16 protein-coding genes are annotated in these 15,156 nt (G+C 71.9%); 10 read left to right on the forward strand and 6 right to left on the reverse strand.

Going from position 1 to position 15,156, the window contains the following annotated elements:
• The first annotated feature begins 64 nt into the window (after positions 1 to 64).
• Together NR072_RS00145 and NR072_RS00150 are read left to right on the forward strand one after the other, a co-directional pair.
• Positions 65 to 1,159: a hypothetical protein gene (locus tag NR072_RS00145; protein WP_256835718.1), complete on the forward strand. Its 1,095-nt coding sequence runs from the start codon at positions 65 to 67 to the stop codon at positions 1,157 to 1,159.
• Positions 1,160 to 1,249: 90 nt separating this feature from the next.
• Positions 1,250 to 1,981, forward strand: coding sequence for a polyprenol monophosphomannose synthase (locus tag NR072_RS00150; protein ID WP_256835720.1), 732 nt, complete (start codon positions 1,250 to 1,252; stop codon positions 1,979 to 1,981).
• Positions 1,982 to 2,057: 76 nt separating this feature from the next.
• Here the strand turns inward: NR072_RS00150 and NR072_RS00155 are convergent, their stop codons facing one another.
• The 3 genes from NR072_RS00155 to NR072_RS00165 form a co-directional block, all read right to left on the reverse strand.
• A complete protein-coding gene (locus NR072_RS00155) occupies positions 2,058 to 2,405 on the reverse strand; it encodes an RNA polymerase-binding protein RbpA (protein ID WP_012750883.1) in 348 nt (115 codons plus the stop codon).
• Positions 2,406 to 2,492: 87 nt separating this feature from the next.
• Positions 2,493 to 3,683: an SPFH domain-containing protein gene (locus NR072_RS00160; RefSeq protein ID WP_036315078.1), complete on the reverse strand. Its 1,191-nt coding sequence runs from the start codon at positions 3,681 to 3,683 to the stop codon at positions 2,493 to 2,495.
• A 70-nt stretch (positions 3,684 to 3,753) separates the two neighbouring features.
• Positions 3,754 to 4,230, reverse strand: a complete 477-nt coding sequence (locus NR072_RS00165; protein WP_061867282.1) for an NfeD family protein — start codon at positions 4,228 to 4,230, stop codon at positions 3,754 to 3,756.
• Between the two features lie 149 nt (positions 4,231 to 4,379).
• On the opposite strand from NR072_RS00165, the gene NR072_RS00170 reads away from it, so the two are divergent.
• Positions 4,380 to 6,485 carry an NADPH-dependent 2,4-dienoyl-CoA reductase gene (locus NR072_RS00170; RefSeq protein ID WP_049147364.1) on the forward strand — a complete coding sequence of 702 codons (2,106 nt, stop codon included), beginning with the start codon at positions 4,380 to 4,382 and terminating at the stop codon, positions 6,483 to 6,485.
• A 59-nt stretch (positions 6,486 to 6,544) separates the two neighbouring features.
• On the forward strand, positions 6,545 to 7,093 hold the full coding sequence (locus tag NR072_RS00175) for a hypothetical protein (protein ID WP_049147365.1): 549 nt from the start codon (positions 6,545 to 6,547) through the stop codon (positions 7,091 to 7,093).
• 16 nt (positions 7,094 to 7,109) lie between these two features.
• Here NR072_RS00175 and NR072_RS00180 read toward each other — a convergent pair whose 3' ends face one another.
• Together NR072_RS00180 and NR072_RS00185 are read right to left on the reverse strand one after the other, a co-directional pair.
• Entirely contained in the window at positions 7,110 to 7,355 is a 246-nt protein-coding gene (locus tag NR072_RS00180; protein WP_002854519.1) for a superinfection immunity protein, read from the reverse strand.
• Between the two features lie 193 nt (positions 7,356 to 7,548).
• Entirely contained in the window at positions 7,549 to 8,199 is a 651-nt protein-coding gene (locus NR072_RS00185; RefSeq protein WP_129044205.1) for a hypothetical protein, read from the reverse strand.
• Between the two features lie 109 nt (positions 8,200 to 8,308).
• Between NR072_RS00185 and NR072_RS00190 the strand changes: the two genes are divergently transcribed.
• Positions 8,309 to 8,725 carry a DUF3054 domain-containing protein gene (locus NR072_RS00190; protein WP_041103767.1) on the forward strand — a complete coding sequence of 139 codons (417 nt, stop codon included), beginning with the start codon at positions 8,309 to 8,311 and terminating at the stop codon, positions 8,723 to 8,725.
• A gap of 68 nt (positions 8,726 to 8,793) precedes the next feature.
• Positions 8,794 to 9,075, forward strand: coding sequence for an Lrp/AsnC family transcriptional regulator (locus tag NR072_RS00195; RefSeq protein ID WP_002854527.1), 282 nt, complete (start codon positions 8,794 to 8,796; stop codon positions 9,073 to 9,075).
• Positions 9,076 to 9,129: 54 nt separating this feature from the next.
• On the opposite strand, the gene trpD is transcribed toward NR072_RS00195, so the two are convergent.
• A complete protein-coding gene (gene trpD / locus NR072_RS00200; RefSeq protein ID WP_101962912.1) occupies positions 9,130 to 10,188 on the reverse strand; it encodes an anthranilate phosphoribosyltransferase in 1,059 nt (352 codons plus the stop codon).
• A gap of 250 nt (positions 10,189 to 10,438) precedes the next feature.
• Between trpD and NR072_RS00205 the strand changes: the two genes are divergently transcribed.
• The 4 genes from NR072_RS00205 (at position 10,439) to NR072_RS00220 (ending at position 14,755) form a co-directional block, all read left to right on the forward strand.
• Positions 10,439 to 11,017 carry a cytochrome c oxidase subunit 3 gene (locus NR072_RS00205; RefSeq protein ID WP_020625607.1) on the forward strand — a complete coding sequence of 193 codons (579 nt, stop codon included), beginning with the start codon at positions 10,439 to 10,441 and terminating at the stop codon, positions 11,015 to 11,017.
• Between the two features lie 85 nt (positions 11,018 to 11,102).
• On the forward strand, positions 11,103 to 11,909 hold the full coding sequence (locus NR072_RS00210; RefSeq protein ID WP_095695739.1) for a c-type cytochrome: 807 nt from the start codon (positions 11,103 to 11,105) through the stop codon (positions 11,907 to 11,909).
• Positions 11,910 to 11,978: 69 nt separating this feature from the next.
• On the forward strand, positions 11,979 to 13,055 hold the full coding sequence (locus NR072_RS00215) for a ubiquinol-cytochrome c reductase iron-sulfur subunit (RefSeq protein ID WP_069941590.1): 1,077 nt from the start codon (positions 11,979 to 11,981) through the stop codon (positions 13,053 to 13,055).
• Between the two features lie 5 nt (positions 13,056 to 13,060).
• Positions 13,061 to 14,755, forward strand: a complete 1,695-nt coding sequence (locus NR072_RS00220) for a cytochrome bc complex cytochrome b subunit (RefSeq protein ID WP_069941591.1) — start codon at positions 13,061 to 13,063, stop codon at positions 14,753 to 14,755.
• Positions 14,756 to 15,156 lie beyond the last annotated feature (401 nt).

Raw genomic sequence — 15,156 nt, forward strand, 5'->3', positions numbered from 1 at the left:
TCCGGCCTCGTTGGCCCCGGTGCGTGTCAACAACGTCATGCCCTCCTACAGCTAGGGTGGGCGGGTGAGCGCACACCTGTTGACCCACGGCATCATCCACTCGACGACGGACCCGTACGCACAGGCGCTGCTGGTCCGGGACGGGGTGATCGCCTGGCTCGGCGCGGACGACTCCGCGGACCGCGTGGCCGACCCGGGCGACGAACGGCGGGACCTCGACGGCGCCGTCGTCGTGCCCGTGTTCGTCGAGCCGCTGGCCCGGCCCGCGGTCGCGCGGGACGCGTTGAGCCGCGGCACCGCCGTCGTGACGGTCCTGGCCGGGCCCGAGGACACGGGCGCCGGGCCCGCCGACGAGGACGTCCAGACGGTCGTCTATCGGCACGCCGACCGCGTGGACGCCGAGGCGGCCGGGGTGTGGCTGCCCGTCGGGACCGGCACCGACCCCGCCACGCTCGCCGGTCTCCTGGCGGCCTCGACCCAGGCGGGGGAGCAGGCCTACCTCGTCCCCGACGGCGGTGCGGACGCCGGGCCCGCCGCCCAGGACGTGGCCCTGACCGCCCTGCGTTCGGTCGCGGAGGAACTCGGCACCGCCGCCCTGGGCCGCGTGCGCCATCGGCTCGTGGTCACCCACTCGGTCACCGCCGAGGACCGCGCCTTCCTGGCCGCCGCCGGGGTCAGCGCCACCGTCGTCCCCGACGCGGACGGCGTGCTGCACGCCCCCGTGGCGAGCCTGCTGGCCGACGCCGTCTCCGTGTGCCTGGGCGCCGGCCCGGCCGGGGACCCGTGGGCCGCCGTCCGGTCGGCGCTGTCCCACCCCGACCCGGACGAGCGCATCTCCGCCCGCTCCGCCTTCGCCGCCGCGACCCGCACCCCGCTGCGCGCGCTGCCCGACGCTCCGGCGGCCGGCCTGTCCGTCGCCCCGCGCCTGAGCGTGTCGGCCCCGGCCGTGTTCGGCGTCTGGGACGCGGACGCGGTGGCTGTGCAGTCGCCGGACGGCCGGGTGGCGGCGTGGAGCACGGACACCCGAGCCGGCACCCCGCTGCTGCCGGCCCTCGACGCCGAGACCGCCCTGCCCCGCTGGCGGGCCACCTGGGTGGACGGCCGGATCGCCGCGGAGGACGTGGCCCGCGACGCGCGCGATGGCGCGACGCCGGCCTGAGACCTCCGCTTCCTATACTCGAACGGATGCGATGGCCCGTCCGACCGGCGGGCCGCCCCCACGACCCCGGCCGGAAGGCGAGAACCGCACATGCGCGTGCTGACCATCATCCCCACGTACAACGAGATCGAGTCGCTGCCGCTGACCCTCGGCCGACTCCGTGACGCCGTCCCGGAGTCCGACGTTCTCGTGGTGGACGACGCCTCCCCGGACGGCACCGGCGACTGGGCCGACGCCCGCGCCGCCGAGGACCCCTCCGTGCACGTGCTGCACCGCACCACCAAGGACGGCCTGGGCGGCGCCTACATCGCCGGGTTCCGCTGGGGCCTGGAGCGCGGCTACGACGTCCTGGTCGAGATGGACGCGGACGGCTCGCACCAGCCCGAGCAGCTGCCGCGCCTGCTGGAGGCCGTCCGCACCGCGGACCTGGTGATCGGCTCGCGCCGCGTGCCGGGCGGCAAGATGGTGAACTGGCCGACCTCCCGCAAGATGATCTCGTGGGCCGGGTCCCTGTACCCGCAGATCATGCTCGGCCTCGACCTGACGGACATCACGGCGGGCTACCGCGCCTACCGGGCCGACACGCTCCGTGCGATCGACCTGGACGCGATCGAGTCCAAGGGCTACGGGTTCCAGGTGGACATGACCTTCCGCACGGCCCGCCTCGGCAAGCGGATCGTCGAGGTCCCGATCACGTTCGTGGAGCGTGAGCTCGGCGAGTCCAAGATGAGCGGCGGCATCATCGGCGAGGCCGTGGTCAACGTGACCCGGTGGGGCCTGGCCGCGCGCTGGGAGGGCCTGCGCGCCCGCCTCGGCCTCTGAGGCGCACAGCCCCCGAACGACGACGGGGCCGGATCCATGGCGGATCCGGCCCCGTCATGCATGGGGGAGCGGCGGGTCAGGCGTCGACGTCCTCGCCGCGGCTGGCGCGCAGCTTGTTGAGCTGGATCTTGTAGGTCTCCTCCAGCTCCTCGAGGCTGCGGCGCTCGCGCAGCATGTCCCAGTGGGTGCGCACGGGCTTGCCCTCGGTCTCAGCCGGCTTCTCGCCGCTGACGAGGAACGCCTCCTTGCCGGTCTTCGAGGTCCAGGTGGCCGGCACGTCCGCCTCCACGGAGAAGGTCACGAACACCTGCTCGCCGTCCTCCGTGCGGTACTCCACCCGCTGCCGGGCGGCGGGCTCGACGCCGGCCTCGGACTCCAGGGACTGCGCGCCCAGGCGCATGCCCCGCAGGCTGCGATCGCTCACGTTTCCTCCTCGTCAGGCCGCGCCGAGGCCCGCGCGGGGGCGCGGGCCGATCGAGGCGCGGCGGGTCGTCCTCACTGATGGAACCATTCAGTGTCCCACAGCATTCCCGTCGGCCTCGCCGGCCGGGCGGGTGCCGGGGGTGCGGCCGGCCGACGGGTCGGGCTCAATCTCCTGCGGCGTGGCCAGGGCCTCGTCGAGCGAGGTCTGCGGCATGTCCTCCGCCGTCACCGCGCCGGCGGTCATCGCGTCCATGACGCCGCTGGCGCGCAGGGCGTCCGCGGTGGTGGGGCGGGACCCACGCGGCCGACGCGCGCGCTCCGGGGTGACGCCGACGTGCTCGGCGCCCGGCTCGCCCGCGCGGTCCCCGGAGTCCCGACGCCGGGGTGCGCGCTCCGGGGTGGGGCGGTCGCCGTCGCCGGGGGCGAACGCCTCACCGAGGCCCTGCAGGGCGCGGGTGAGCTCGGCGGGGACCACGAACATGGTGGTGGCCTGGCCGTCGGCGATCTTGGGCAGGGACTGCAGGTACTGGTAGGCCAGGACCTCGGAGTCGGCGCCGCCGGAGTGGATGGCGTCGAAGACCACCTCGATCGCCTCGGCCTCGGCGTTGGCGCGCAGCACGCGTGCCTGAGCCTCGCCCTCGGCGGAGAGGATCTGGGACTGGCGCTCGCCCTCGGCCGTGAGGATGGCGGCCTGCTTCGTGCCCTCGGCGGTGAGGATGGCGGCGCGGCGGTCGCGCTCGGCGCGCATCTGCTTCTCCATCGAGTCCTGGATGGACATGGGCGGGTCGATGGCCTTGAGCTCCACCCGCGAGACCCGCAGGCCCCAGCGCGTGGTGGCGTCGTCCAGCACGCCGCGCAGCTGGGAGTTGATGGAGTCGCGAGAGGTCAGCGCCTCCTCGAGGTTCATGCCGCCCACGACGTTGCGCAGGGTGGTGGTGGTGAGCTGCTCCACCGCGTGGATGTAGTTGGCGATCTCATAGGTCGCGGCCTTGGCGTCCGTGACCTGGAAGTAGACGACCGTGTCGATGGAGACGACGAGGTTGTCCTCGGTGATCACCGGCTGGGGCGGGAAGGAGACGACCTGCTCGCGCATGTCCACCATCGGGAGCATGCGGTCCACGAACGGGATGATCAGGGTCAGCCCGGCGCCGGCCGTGCGGTTGTACTTGCCGAGGCGTTCGATGTTGGCCGTCCGCGCCTGCGGGATGATCTTGACCGAGGAGGCCACGATCACCGCCGCGAGGACGGCGAGGACGACGAGGACGATGAGGGTTTCCATCGGGGTCCCTTCTTCTGGGGTCGGTGCTGTCGGTGCGGTCGGTGCGGTCGGAACAAGGACGTGGGGCGGTTCAGGCGCCGTCCGCCTCCCAGTCGATGCGGGGGAGCGGGCGGACCACCAGGGTGGCCCCGTCGATGCGCAGGACGGTCACCTCGTCGCCGGGGGCGACGTCGGGCGCCCCGGGCTCGACGCGGGCGGACCAGGTGTCGCCGTCGACGGCGAGCGTGCCGGCGTCGCCGGTGATCGCGCCCTGGGCCGCGACGCGGCGCCCCGGGAGCGTGTCCAGGTAGGAGGCGCCGGCGCCGGTGTCCTTGCGCAGGTGGCGCAGGGCGACGGGGCGCACGGCGGCGAGCATCAGCAGGGCGACGGCGGCGAACGCCGCGAGCTGGAGCGCCAGCGGGCCGCCCACGAGCGCGACCACTCCCGCCGCGCCGGCCCCGGCGGCGATCATCAGGAAGACGAGGTCGAGGGTCAGCAGCTCGACGCCGGCCAGGCCGGCGGCCAGCACCAGCCACAGCCAGCCCGCGTTCGCCTCGATCCACTCCATGCGTGCGCTCCCCTCCGTGTCGGGTGCGCGGACGGGTCTGCCGCGCGTCGACGTGTGATCCCCATCCTGCCCTACGCAGTGGCGTTGGACACAGCGTGTCCCCAGGCGGTCCTGGAAGGAGGGGGCTACCGCCCGGTAATGTGAGCTGCATGACATCTTCACCCGTCGCGGTCTCGCCCCTGCTCCAGCCGATCACTCTGGGCCCCCTCCGGCTGCCCAACCGGGTGGTCATGGCCTCGATGCACATGGGACTGGAGGATCGGCACGACGACCTGCCGCAGCTGGCGGCGTTCTACGCGGAGCGGGCACGCGGCGGCGTCGGGCTCATCGTCACCGGCGGCCTGGGTGTGGTCCCGGAGGGCACGGTGACGCTGGGCGGGGGGATGCTCGCCAGCGAGGAGGACGCGCGCGCCCATCGCGTCGTCACGGACGCCGTCCACGCCGCCGGGGGCAGGATCCTCGCCCAGCTGCTGCACGCGGGACGCTACGCCCCCAGCCCCGACCTGGTCTCGGCCTCCGCGGTGCGAGCGCCGATCTCGCGGCACACGCCCCGGGAGATGACGGCCGCGGACATCGAGCGGACCGTGAACGCGTTCGCACGCGCGGCCACGTTGGCCCTGGAGGCCGGATACGACGGCGTGGAGATCATGGCCTCGGAGGGCTACCTCCTCAACCAGTTCCTCGCCCCGGCGACGAACCGACGCGCGGACGAGTACGGGGGTGACGCCGAGCGCCGACGCCGGTTCCCGGTGGCGGTGGTCGCGGCCGTGCGCGAGGCGCTGGGGGAGCGCGGCGTGCTCTCGGTGCGCACCTCGGCAGCGGACCTGGTCCCCGACGGGCAGACGCGCGCGGAGATCGCGGACACCGCCCGGGCCTTCGAGGCCGCCGGAGCGGACGTCCTGATGACCGGCATCGGGTGGCACGAGTCGCGTGTGCCGACCATCGTGACCTCCGTGCCGCGCGCCGCGTTCCTCGCCGCCTCGGCTGACCTGACCGCCGCCGTCGACATCCCCGTGATCGCCTCTAACCGGCTGACCACCCCCGCCGAGGCGGAGGAGGCGCTGACGTCCGGGGCCGCCGCGCTCGTCGGGCTGGCCCGGCCCCTGCTGGCGGACCCCGAGTGGATGGCCGCGATCAGCGACCCGCGCGCTCGGACCCTGACCCCGTGCATCGCCTGCAACCAGGCCTGCCTCGACCACGTGTTCACCGGGGCCAAGGTCTCGTGCCTGATGAACCCCCGCGCCGGGCGGGAGACGGAGCCGGAGTACGCCGCGCCCGTCCCGGTGGCCCTGGGCCGCCGGCGCCGGATCGCCGTGGTCGGTGCCGGGCCGGCGGGCCTGACGGCCGCGGAGCGTGCGGCCCGGTTCGGGCACGAGGTCACCCTGTTCGACCGGCACGCCGAGCCCGGCGGGCAGTTCCGGCTCGCCCGGCGCATCCCCGGCAAGGAGGAGTTCGGTCCCGCGCTGGAGCACCTGGCGGCCCGCGCGGCGGCATCCGGGGTGACGCTCGTGACCGGGGAGGAGGTGTCCGCACAGACACTCCTCACGGACGATGGGCGGCCGGGCTACGACGAGGTGCTCCTCACCACCGGCGTGCGGCCGCGGCCCGTCGCTCTGCCCGGGGCGGGGGAGCCGGGCGCGCCCGCCGTCCACGCGTACGACGACGTGGTCCTGGGACATGTCGACGTCGGCCCGCGCGTCGCGGTGATCGGCGCCGGCGGCGTGGGCGTGGATGTCGCCGAGGCCCTGGCGGCCGGCACGGAACGGCCGGACGGGACACCCGAGACACAGGAGCACTGGCGGGCCCGCTGGGGCGTGGCCCTGACCTCGGAGACGCCGGGCCAGCTGGCGAAGCCAGCCGCGGCCCACCCGGGACGCGAGGTCCACCTGCTCCAGCGCAGCCCCGGACCGATCGGCGCCCGACTGCGCCCCACCACCGGCTGGGTGCACCGCGCCGAGCTGCGGCAGCACGGGGTCCAGCTGCACTCCGGTGTGACCTACGAGGGCGTCGGCCCCGACGGTCTGCGCGTGACCGCGCCGTCGCCGGAGGACCCCGAGGCCCGCGTGGCGCTGACCCTGGACGTGACGGACGTCGTCGTGTGCGCCGGGCAGGTGTCCGAGACGGATCTCGTCGAGGACCTCGTGGCCGCGGGCTACGCGCCGGAGGCGGTGCGCCTGATCGGCGGGGCGGCCGAAGCCCGCGAGCTCGACGCCTACCGGGCCATGGACCACGCCGTGCGGGCCGTGCAGGGCTGAGCCGCGCCGCCGGCCGGCGGGCCCTCCCGGGCGGACGACGTCGGGGCTACGGTCGGGGCATGGCTCTCATCTACACCGCACGCCTGGACCCGGACAAGCCCGAATGGATCCGCCGCCGCCTCGTGGCGCACGGACTGCCCGAGGACGTGACCGCCGAGAAGGTCGGCTCGTACCGGTTCGACGATCCCACCGGCGAGATCGGCGTCGAGTCGATGCTCGTGCGCGTGGGGGACCGGCTCTACCAGACTGCGTTCGCCTACCGAGGCGACGCACCCGCCGAGGGGGACGTCGTGGCCGAGGTGGAGCACTCCGTCCTGGGACACCGCTGGGTCGTGGACGCCGCCACCGACCCGGACGCGCGCCGTATCCTCGCGGCCGCCGTGCGCGGCGAGATCCCGCAGGCCCGGCTCGAGATGCATGACGAGTCCGGGACCTACCTCGAGACGCGCGCCCCGGATCTCACCCTCCGCGTGATCGGCGCCGATGCGACGGGGGAGCTCGAGGTGCCGGTCGAGCTGTCGGAGACGGGCGAGGCGGACGTCGACGGCCCGCGGTGCCTCATCGCCGAGGGAGACGGTGTGCGGGCCGTCGTCGCGCGTCTTACCTGAGGGGCGGTCCGCGCGGTCAGAGGCCGCGCGGACCCCAGGACCGCAGCCGGCGATGGCTGGTGAGCGACATGTACAGCGCGATGCACCAGCCGAGGACGGTCCACCCGGTGAGCAGGTTCACCCAGAACACCGCCCACACGTTGGAACGGCCACGGACGGCGGCGACGGCCCATGGAGCCAGGTAGCCCGCCGTGGCGATGGCCAGGACGACGGCGATCGTCGCGTGCAGGGGGCGGTCGCGCTGGTCGGTCATGATCGTCATGGGTCCAGGCTACGCGCGAGACCCGCCGCGGAGGGCGCCCTGTCCACCGTTCCGCAGTGCGCCGATAATGTACATTATGTCAACTAGCCCGTTCTTCGCCTCCCCTTCGGACGGTCGCCTGCACGGCACGCGCCACATCGGGACCTGGCCCAGGAGGTCGCGCCGGGCGGCACCGACACCGCGTACCGGCGATTCATTCCCCCGGGTCTGTGGACAGCCGGTCCAGCAACGGCAGGACGGCCGCCACCGCCGTCCGGCTCTCGTGCCAGAGCCCGTGTCGCAACCGGGAATGGACGGCCTGCTGACTGATCCCGAGCTCGGCCGCCGCCTCTCGCTGACTGGCGCCGGCTTCGACCAGCCGTCCCGCCGCGTGCTGATCAGCGGACCGGCGCCGTTCCACCGTGGCGACCAGCTGCAGGGTGGCCTCCGCACAGCGCAGATCGGCCTCTCGGCCGGCATCCGAGGCGCGGTCCGCGCGACCTCCGCCCGGCAGCACGAGTCGGCCCGGTGCCCGCCGGGCCCGCCGCCGCTCGGCTGTTGTCAGGTACGACAATAATGAGTCCTTGTCGAGGGCATCCTCGGGATCCAACAGCACCGCCCAGGACCCGGTCCGCACAGCCCACAACGCCAGGCCCACCGCAGCCGCCATGCTTTCGACGACGACGGCCAGCTCGCCGTCGTGCGACGCCGCATCGGCGACCGGGCCGAATTCGTCGAGAAGCCACGCCGCCGCGATCACAGCCGCGTCCGGGTGAGGATCATCGAGCAGCACCGCTGCCAGACGTCGGGCGTCGTCGGCCGTGGCAGCGGTCGGTCGGATGGGCACCAGATGCACGAACACCATACAGAGAGCCTACCTCTGACAACATTGGCATCTTGTCATAGGCCCCGTCCACCGAGTCACCTGTGGCTGGACGCGCCGCCTCGACCTTGCGGTGGGCCAGACTGGATGCATGACGTCCTCCCCCACCGCCCGTCGTGCCGTGCCCGCCGAGCACCGTGACCCGCGCGGCGCCCAGCCGGCACTTGCCGTCGACCTCCTCCTCACCCTCCTCTTCGTGGCTCTGGGCCAGGGGCAGCACGCGACAGAGCGCGGGCCGCTGGGGCTGCTGGTCACGGCGGCGCCGTTCCTCGCGGGTCTCCTGGTCATGACCGGGCTGACCGCCGGACACCGGACCTGGGCCCGCGTGTGGCCCCACGGCGTGATCGTGTGGCTGGGGACCGTCGCCGTCGGGATGGTCCTACGCGTGGCCTTCGGCCTCGGTGGCGCACCCGTGTCCTTCGTGCTCGTGGCGCTCGGGGTGCTGGGCGTCCTGCTCCTGGGCCGCCGGGCCGTGACCGCCTGGCTGGTGCGCCGCACCCGGAGGTGAGGGCCCGGCGCGCAGCTAGGATCGTCGGGGACACCGGACCCACAGCATCGAGGAAATGAGGACCGCCCGTGGTCACCGCCATCGTCTTGATCAAGACCGACAAATCCAGCATCCCGGAGACCGCCGAGACCCTCGCCGCCCTCGAGGGGGTCGGGTCGGTCTACTCCGTGACCGGCGCGTGGGACCTGGTGGCGATGGTCAAGGTGCGCCGCTACGAGGACCTCGCCGACGTGATCGCCGACCACCTCTCCAAGGTCGACGGGATCCAGGACACCGAGACCATGCTGGCCTTCCGGACCTACTCGTCCGAGGACCTCGGCGAGGGATGGGCGCTCGGCTTCGACTCCTGAGCGTCTTCTCGACGACGGGCCCCACCTCGCCGGTGAGGGTTCGTCGTCGCACCATCAGGACCGGGAGAAGGCGACCCAGCGGTCCAGGACGTCACGCGCGGCGCCGGAGTCGATCGACTCGGCGGCCCGCGTCATGTTGGCCGCCAGTCGCTCCATCAGCGGCGCGTCCGCGTCGCGGTCCCAGGCCGTCAGGCCCGCGGCCGCGTTGAGGAGGACGGCGTCGCGGATCGGACCCTTCTCCCCCGCCAGCAGAGCGCGGACGAGGGTCGCGTTGTAGGCGCCGTCCCGCCCGGCCAGGGCCTGAACGGGGGCCAGGTCGATGCCCAGCTCGCGGGGGTCGAGCTCGTGGGTGCTCACACCGTCCCGGACCTCCATGACGGTCGACGGCCCCGACGTCGTGATCTTGTCCCGGCCGTCCGCCCCGCGGAAGACGAAGCCGCGCACCCCTCGGTCCGCGAGCACCTGGGCGAGCAGCGGGACCATGGCCTCACTCGAGCAGCCCAGGGCCTGGGCGGTGACCTGGGCCGGATTGCTCAGGGGGCCGAGGAAGTTGAACACGGTGGGCACGCCGAGCTGCTTGCGCACCGGGGCCACATACTTCATGGACGGGTGGTAGTTCTGGGCGAAGAGGAACGTGATGCCCACGGCCTCGGCGCACTCCTCGGCCTTCCGGGCCGGCATGGACAGGTCCACGCCGAGGGCCTCGATCACGTCGGCCGCGCCGGCGGTGGACGAGGCGCCGCGGTTCCCGTGCTTGACGATCCGCGCGCCCGCACCTGCGGCCACGAGCGAGGACATCGTGGAGAGGTTCACGGTCCCCAGGCGGTCGCCGCCCGTGCCCACGACGTCGAGGGTCTCCCCCGGCACGTGCACCGGGTTCGCCGCCTGGACCATCGCCTCGGTCAGGCCGCGCAGCTCCGGCACCGTCACCCCCTTGGCGGCCAGGGCGAGGAGGAATCCGCCCACCTGCCCCTCGGTGGCGTCGCCGGCCATCATCTCCCCCATGGCCCACGCGGCGACGTCGTCGCTGAGGTCCTCACCGACGGTGAGGGCGCGGAAGACCTCCGGCCAGGAGGTCCCAAGGACTGCTGCGGTGTTCTCGGGGGTGCTCACGCACTGAGCCTAGCGGCCCGGCCGCACCCGGCACCGCGTCGTGTCATGCGCCGCGCACCGCGAACCTGAACATCCCCTGGACGCCAGCCCCCGACTGTCACTGAAACCCCCCGACGGTGCTGACGACCTGTCCTGCGACACGGTAGGTTCGATTTACCGCCCGGGCGGTGTTTGGGGCCATAATGGCTGGGTGACCACAGCTAACCCCACTCTCCATCAGCCCACCACGGGGCTCCCGAGCCGGCCGAACATGGTGCAGGTCGGGACCATGGTGTGGCTTGCCAGCGAGCTCATGTTCTTCGGTGGGCTCTTCGCCATGTACTTCACCCTGCGCTCCACGTCTCCGGAGCTCTGGGCCGAGCACACCGCGATCCTCAACGTCCCGCTCGCCGCGGTGAACACGACGATCCTGGTGCTCTCCTCCGTCACCGCCCAGTTCGGCGTCCTCGCCGCCGAGCGCCTTCAGCCCCGCCGCACCGGCGGCTTCCTGCAGTTCGGGAAGTGGGGCATGGTCGAGTGGTTCATCCTGACCTTCATCATGGGCTCGATCTTCGTGGCGGTGCAGTCCTACGAGTACGCGGTTCTCGTCTCCGAGGGTGTGACCGTCGCGGCGAACGCGTACGGCTCGGCGTTCTACATCACCACCGGCTTCCACGCCATCCACGTGACCGGCGGCCTGATCGCGTTCCTCTTCATCATCGGCCGCGCCTACATGGCCCGCCGCTTCGGCCACCACGAGGCGACGTCGGCGATCGTCGTGTCCTACTACTGGCACTTCGTGGACGTCGTCTGGATCGCCCTGTTCTTCATCGTCTACTTCCTGAAGTAAGACGACCCCCACTCCCCGCACCGACTTCAGGCCCGGGCCGGCAGCATGAGCGGCCCGCCCGGGAAGAGAACGATAGGAAACCCCCGTGAAGGCACTTTCGCAGAACCGACGCCATCCCCTGATGGGGCTGGCGCTCCTCCTGCTGGGACTCCTGGTGACCGGCGGACTGTACTCCGTCGCGAGCACCGTGAACCAGGCGCAGGCGGCCACGCAGGTCACCGCGGCCGCCTCGGCTGATGACATCTCCGAGGGCGAGAAGCTCTTCAACGCGAACTGCGCCTCGTGCCACGGCACGGGTGCCGCGGGGGGTCCCTCCGGTCCGTCCCTGATCGGTGTCGGCGCCGCCTCCGTCGACTTCCAGGTGGGCACCGGCCGCATGCCGATGCAGATGAACGGCCCGCAGGCCCAGGTCAAGCCGAACCAGTTCAACGACGAGCAGACGGCGCAGCTCGCCGCCTACGTCGCCTCCCTCGGCGCCGGCCCGGCCATCCCAGAGGACGAGTACCTGGATGTGAACCACGAGGACGTGGACATCACCCGTGGCGGCGACCTGTTCCGCATCAACTGCGCCATGTGCCACAACGCGGCTGCGGCCGGCGGTGCGCTCACCCGCGGCAAGTACGCCCCGTCTCTGCAGGGCGTGGACGAGAAGCACATCTACGAGGCCATGGAGACCGGCCCGCAGAACATGCCGGTGTTCTCCGACTCGAACATCAAGCCCGAGGACAAGCGCGACATCATCGCCTACCTCAAGACCATCGAGAACCAGGGCTCCCCCGGCGGCCTCACCCTCGGCTCGCTCGGCCCCGTCTCCGAGGGCCTGTTCATCTGGACCGCGGGCCTGGCGCTGATCATCGGCTTCATGGTCTGGCTCACCAGCCGATCCTCCTGATCCCATCGGCGCAGGCGCGCCGACCACCCGTCATCGACATTCATCACTCGAGTAAAGGAAACAGGACATATGGGCGAGAAAGGCTTTGAAGGGACCGAGCACCGCTCGGGTTCCCTCGAGCACGCCGGCGAGGACGCGCCCCGGTACGCGATCGACAACCCGGGCCTGCCTCCGCACCGTCCGCGCCTGGCCGATGAGGATCCGAAGGCCGCGAAGCGCGCCGAGCGTCAGGTCTCGGTCATGTTCCTCATCTCCATCGTGGGCACGGTGCTCTTCTTCATCGGCTACTTCGGTGTGGGGCAGATCGGCAACGGTGAGGCGTTCAGCAAGATCTACCTGCAGAACCTGCTGCTCGGCCTGGGCACCGCCCTCGCCATGTTCGGCATCGGCATCGGCGTGGTGCACTGGGCCAAGACCCTGATGCCGGACCACGAGACCGTGGAGGACCGTCACGAGATCCGCTCGGAGGACGACCGCGTGGCCGCCACCGGGATGATCTCCGAGATCCTGGACGAGTCGCAGATCAAGCGCCGCCCCCTGCTGCGCAACACCCTGATCGGCGCCGCCCTGCTGGCCCCCCTGCCGTTCATCGCCGTGTTCCGCGATCTGGACGACTCGGACAATTTCTCGGACCAGGAGGCTCACAACTTCGGCCCTGAGCGTCTGCGCCACACCATGTGGGCCGAGGGCGTGCGCCTCGTGCGCGACCCCACCGGCTCCCCCATCAAGGCCTCGGACGTCACGCTCGGCTCCGCCGTGCACGTCATCCCCGACGGCCTGAACGACCTGGGCCCTGACAAGCTCAACCAGAAGGCCAAGGCCGTCGTCCTGCTCATGCGCCTCGACCCGGCCAAGGTGAAGATCACCCCGGGTCGCGAGGACTGGAACGTGGACGGGATCTTCGCCTACTCCAAGGTCTGCACGCACGTGGGCTGCCCGATCGCCCTGTACGAGCAGCACACCCACCACCTGCTCTGCCCCTGCCACCAGTCGACCTTCGACCTGACGCAGGAGTGCAAGGTCATCTTCGGCCCGGCCAGCCACGCGCTGCCGCAGCTGCCGATCACCGTGGACGACGAGGGCTACCTCGTGGCCCAGAGCGATTTCCATGAGCCCGTCGGGCCTGTCTACTGGGAGCGTGGCTGACACCTATGAGCACCACCGTGAATGAGTTCCAGCCGGCGACCACGACCGGCCGCATCGCCAACTTCGTCGACACCCGCATGGGCATGTCGCCGATCGTGAAGTTCTTCGGCCGCAAGATCTTCCCGGACCACTGGACGTTCATGTTCGGCGAGGTCGCCCTGTACAGCTTCGTCATCCTGCTGCTGTCCGGCGCGTTCCTCACCCTCTTCTTCGACCCCTCCATGTCGGAGGTCGTCTACGACGGGGCCTACGCCCCGCTGCGCGGCATCGAGATGTCCGCGGCCTACGCCTCGACCCTGGACATCTCGTTCGACGTGCGCGGCGGCCTGTTCATGCGCCAGCTGCACCACTGGGCGGCGCTGATGTTCGTGGCGGCCATGTCCGTCCACATGCTGCGCGTGTTCTTCACCGGCGCGTTCCGTCGCCCGCGTGAGCTGAACTGGCTGGTCGGCTGCTTCCTGCTGATGGCCGGCTGGGCCGCCGGCTTCACCGGCTACTCCCTGCCCGACGAGGTGCTCTCCGGCAACGGCCTGCGCATCATCGACGGCATCCTGAAGTCGCTGCCGCTGGTGGGCACGTACCTCTCCGCCTTCTTCTTCGGCGGCGAGTTCCCCGGCCACTCGGTCATCGGCCGCCTGTACGCCCTGCACATCATGATCGTGCCGGCCGCCATCCTGCTGCTGATCGGCATCCACCTGTTCATGGTCGTCGTGCACAAGCACACCCAGTACCCGGGCCCGGGCCGCACCGAGGACAACGTGGTCGGCTACCCGGTGGGCCCCGTGTACGCGGCCAAGGCCGGCGGCTTCTTCTTCATCGTGTTCGGTGTGCTCGCGCTCATCGCCTCCACGGTGACGATCAACGCCAACTGGAACTACGGCCCGTACGATCCGTCCCCGGTGCAGGCCGGCACCCAGCCCGACTGGTACATCGGCGTGTTCGACGGCGCCCTGCGCCTCATGCCGGGCATGATCGGCGACTACTCCTTCCTCTGGAACATCCCGATGCCGTGGGGCTCCTCGGTGTCCCTGCCCATGGGCGTGCTCGTGCCGCTGATCCCGGTCGGCGTCCTGCTCGTCGGCATGTGCACCTGGCCCTGGATCGAGCGGTGGATCACCAAGGACAACACTGAGCACCACCTGCTCGACCGTCCGCGCAACGCCCCGGCCCGCACGGGCATCGGCGTGGCCGCCGTCGTCTGGTACTGCGTCATGTGGGCGGCCGCGTCCTCGGACCTCATCGCCACCCACTTCCGCCTCTCCCTGAACGACGTGCTGTACGTGCTGCGCGCGCTGTTCTTCCTCGGCCCGGTGATCGCCTTCATCGTCACCCGCCGCATCTGCCTCTCCCTGCAGCGCAAGGACCGTGAGCTCGTGCTCCACGGCCACGAGGCCGGTGTCATCGAGATGTCCCCCGAGGGCGGCTTCCACGAGCGGCACCGTCAGCTCACCGACTACGAGCTGTACCGCCTGGTGTCCTTCGAGGATCGTCGCCCGGTGCCGGCCATCCCCGGCCGCAACGGCAAGGTGGGCATGCTGGAGAAGGCCCGTGCCGGCCTGAACCGCATGTTCTACCAGGATCGCGTCGCCCCGGTCTCCCGCGAGGAGCTGGTGGAGGCCCGCACCCACGGCCAGCACGGCCACGAGGAGCACCCCGTCGAGCTCGAGCACGGCTCGCACGCCCCTCACCTGGATCGCTGATCCCGAGCGGCTGATTCCCTGACGAAGGGCCCCACGCACCATGGTGCGTGGGGCCCTTCGACGTTCCCAGGGTGACCTCGAGGACGCGCTGCCCTGAGCAGCCCCGACGCCGCGGCGCGCATCGGCCCGCATGGACGGCGAAGGGTTCAGGCCCGCCGGTCCCGGGCCACCCCCGTGGGCCTGCCCAGCGTTTCCCGCCAGCCTGGGACGTGCCCGGCCCCTGCTGACGGCCACGTGCCCGGTTCCGGACTCCCAGGTGCCGCGGGCCCGTGCCCGACGGTGTGTCCTGGCGGCGGGGGCTGTCCCGGCAGGGTGGCCATCCGCCACCCCTGGGCCCCGAGATGGACGACTGTCAAGGGCCATTGAGTTCTGCCCATAGGCGGCCAGTGTTTCTTCCCGCT

Origin of the sequence: Micrococcus sp. Mcc89 (genome assembly GCF_024519795.1) — a bacterium.
Taxonomy (GTDB): Bacteria; Actinomycetota; Actinomycetes; order Actinomycetales; family Micrococcaceae; genus Micrococcus; species Micrococcus luteus.